The 2,927-nt window shown below is 68.2% G+C and carries 3 protein-coding genes; 2 read left to right on the top strand and 1 reads right to left on the bottom strand.

The genetic code is table 11. The features are described 5' to 3' along the window. Positions 1 to 596: glycoside hydrolase family 11 protein (locus tag IEY93_RS22525; protein ID WP_189165101.1), on the bottom strand; the 596-nt coding region annotated here is incomplete at its 3' end. A gap of 866 nt (positions 597 to 1,462) precedes the next feature. Between IEY93_RS22525 and nth the strand changes: the two genes are divergently transcribed. Together nth and IEY93_RS22535 are read left to right on the top strand one after the other, a co-directional pair. Then, complete coding sequence (nth, locus tag IEY93_RS22530) at positions 1,463 to 2,203, top strand: endonuclease III (protein ID WP_189165102.1); 741 nt, start codon at positions 1,463 to 1,465, stop codon at positions 2,201 to 2,203. Between the two features lie 153 nt (positions 2,204 to 2,356). Then, positions 2,357 to 2,927 (top strand): NUDIX hydrolase (locus IEY93_RS22535; protein WP_189165103.1); only part of this gene is annotated, 571 nt, incomplete at its 3' end.

The following is a 2,927-nucleotide window of genomic DNA, read 5'->3' on the forward strand; positions in this document are numbered from 1 at the left end:
GCGTCGAAGTGGTTGCCCGCCGTGATGGTGCCGCCGACGCGCTTCTGCTGCCGGACGCTCCAGTACTGGTTGAACGTCTGGTTGCCGTCGATGGACGGAGCGTTGTACCGGGTGGTCTGGTAGATGTCGTACGTGCCGCCGTCGCTGGTGACGGTGCCCTTGTACGTGCCCGTGGGCCGCCAGCTGCCCCAGCTGTCCACGATGTAGTACTCCACCAGCGGGTTCCTGGTCCACCCGTAGAGGGTGAGATAGGCGTTGCCGGACGGGTTGAAGCTGCCGGAGTAGCTCACCGTGTTGCGTCCGCCGGTCCTCCAGCCCTTACCGGCGACGAAGTTGCCGGTGTTGCGCCACGAGGTGCTGTAGTTGCCGCCGGAGCCCAGTTCCATCGAGACGGTGCCCTGGCTGTCGGTCCAGAACGAGAAGAAGTAGCCGTTGTTGGTGCCGGTCTGGTTGGTGGTGACGGCCGCGTGGGCGACGCCCGGCAGCAGCAGCGTCGTGGCCCCGAGCAGTGCCAGCGCCATGGTGCAGACCCGGCCGATGAGCAGCCTGACGGGGCCGCGCCGGCGGCGCACCGGATGGATGGGGACGTGGTTCATCTGCGCGCTTCCTCCTTGTGGGGTGGGGGGTGAGGCGGCCTCGTACGAGCCGGTGGCGGTGGGGAGGCGAAGGCCACCGCGCGCGGGTGGGTAGGAGGCCGGGCCGTTCGGGTGGGTGTGGCGGTTCCGGAGGTCGTCACGCCACGTGTGCCGCCGCTCCGCCGGAGAGGCGGCGGCCGAAGGACCGCGTACGGATCAGTTCGTGCCAGGGATGCCGGCGCCCCTGGCGATGAGCGCCTCGCGCACACCGGCCGGGCGCCCGCGTGGTCTGTCGCGGGAGACGGCGATGTCGATCATGTCGGTTCCTCCAGTGGAACGCTGATCGCCAAGGTGGGTGTCGATAGGTGGCCGACCTGCCGGTAATTATGGATTTGTAGCTGAAAGGTGTCAATGAGATGAAGAAACATTTCGATCGACTGAACCGATTAAGAGGGGTTTTACCAGCCTGAACGGCGGCAAGAATGCTCGAAAGATTTCGGAGTACCGGTCAGGCCGGTGAGTCAGGGCGGGCGAATCGAGGGCTTCCGCGTCCTGTTCATGCTCGCTCGCGCCCGGCGGATCGACGGCGGCTGGAGTCGCGTTCAGGGCGTCTGCCTGGAGTTTCTCGGCGCCGTCGCATGCCGGTCTAGTCCGGCGGCACGGAGCCTCGTCGGGTCTGTGGCTGAGGTCGGCGGTGGACAAAAGCGATCAAGCGGTCATTAGAAACTTTCATAGGTTGATCAAAAGTTTCTGGAGCCGATGTTCGGCTCATCCGCGTCGCGCTGTGGTCCTGCCCGGAAGGATGGAGCGCGTCCCCCCTTCGCGCCCATGGAGCGACGTGCCGGAGCGCGGTAACCGGGGTGTGCCGAGGTCTTACGCTGGACGCCATGGCGACGCAGGTGACCCCGAGGCAGAGGGCGAAGCGGTTCCAGGGCGAGACCAGGCTGGGGCTGGTGCGGCGGGCCCGCAGGATGGTCCGCATCCTGGCCGAGACCTACCCCGACGCGCACTGCGAGTTGAACTTCACCAACCCGTTCGAACTGCTGGTCGCCACGGTGTTGTCGGCTCAGACGACCGACGTGCGCGTCAACATGGTCACTCCGGCACTGTTCGCCAAATATCCAACACCTGAGGATCTGGCCGCGGCCGACCCGGAGGACGTCGAGGAGGTCATCAAGTCGACGGGGTTCTTCCGGGCGAAGACGAAGTCGATCATCGGCCTGTCGATCGCGTTGCGGGACGGGTTCGGCGGTGAGGTGCCAAGGACGCTGAAAGAGATGGTCACCCTGCCGGGGGTGGGACGCAAGACGGCGAACGTCGTCCTCGGGAACGCCTTCGACGTGCCCGGAATCACGGTGGACACCCACTTCCAGCGCCTCACCCGTCGCTTCGGATGGACCACCGAGACCGACCCGGTCAAGATCGAACACGAGGTCGGCGAACTGGTCCCCAAGAGCCAGTGGACCGACATGTCGCACTATCTGATCTGGCACGGCCGCCGCATCTGCCACGCACGCAAGCCGGCCTGCGGGGTGTGCCCGCTGGCGAGCCTCTGCCCGTCGTTCGGCCAGGGCCCGACCGATCCCGAGCAGGCGGCCAAGCTCGTCCGCACCGGCCCCTTCTCCTGAAACTCCCGGTCACCGCGACCGGGCCGGATCATCGCCCGTGGCTCAGGCGGCCGCTTCGTGCGGAAGAGTTCACGCGGAAGAGACCGCGGACCGGCCACGGGGGCGGGAAGCTGCCGGAAACCGCGAATGTTGCTTCCCCCAAGGAGGTTTCGCATGACTGCGCCCGTTCCCGGCTGGCTGAAGGATCTCGCGGCGACCGCCGCCCACCGTCCCGTCCCCCTGGCGCTGCGGCCACCGGCGAACGGCGGACGCGCCGCGGCCGTCCTGCTGTTGTTCGGGGAGTCGGAGGAGGGCCCTGACGTGCTGCTGATCCAGCGCAGCTCGAAGGGACGCAACCACGCCGGCCAGCCCGCGTTCCCCGGCGGTGGAGTGGACCCGGACGACGGCGGGCCGGTCGCCGCGGCGCTGCGCGAGGCGGAGGAGGAGACCGGGCTCGACCCGAGCGGCGTGGACGTCGTCGGCACGCTCCCGGAGCTGTACGTCTGGCGCAGCGACAACCGGGTCACACCGGTGCTGGGCTGGTGGCACACCCCCTGTGCCGTCCACGCCGCCTCGCCGGACGAGGTCGACGCCGTGGCCCGGGTGCCGATCGCCGAACTGGTCGACTCGCGCAACCGCCTCACACTGCGCCACCCCAGTGGGTACGCCGGGCCCGCGTTCAGGGTGCGCGGCATGCTCGTGTGGGGATTCACGGCGAGCATCCTCAACGACGTCCTGGCCGCGA

It is taken from the genome of Sphaerisporangium melleum (genome assembly GCF_014646695.1).
Taxonomy (GTDB): domain Bacteria; phylum Actinomycetota; class Actinomycetes; order Streptosporangiales; family Streptosporangiaceae; genus Sphaerisporangium; species Sphaerisporangium melleum.

Bases quoted from the DNA above. Each gene is read 5' to 3' on its own strand.
- nth (WP_189165102.1), top strand. From the start codon at position 1,463: ATGGCGACGCAGGTGACCCCGAGGCAGAGGGCGAAGCGGTTCCAGGGC.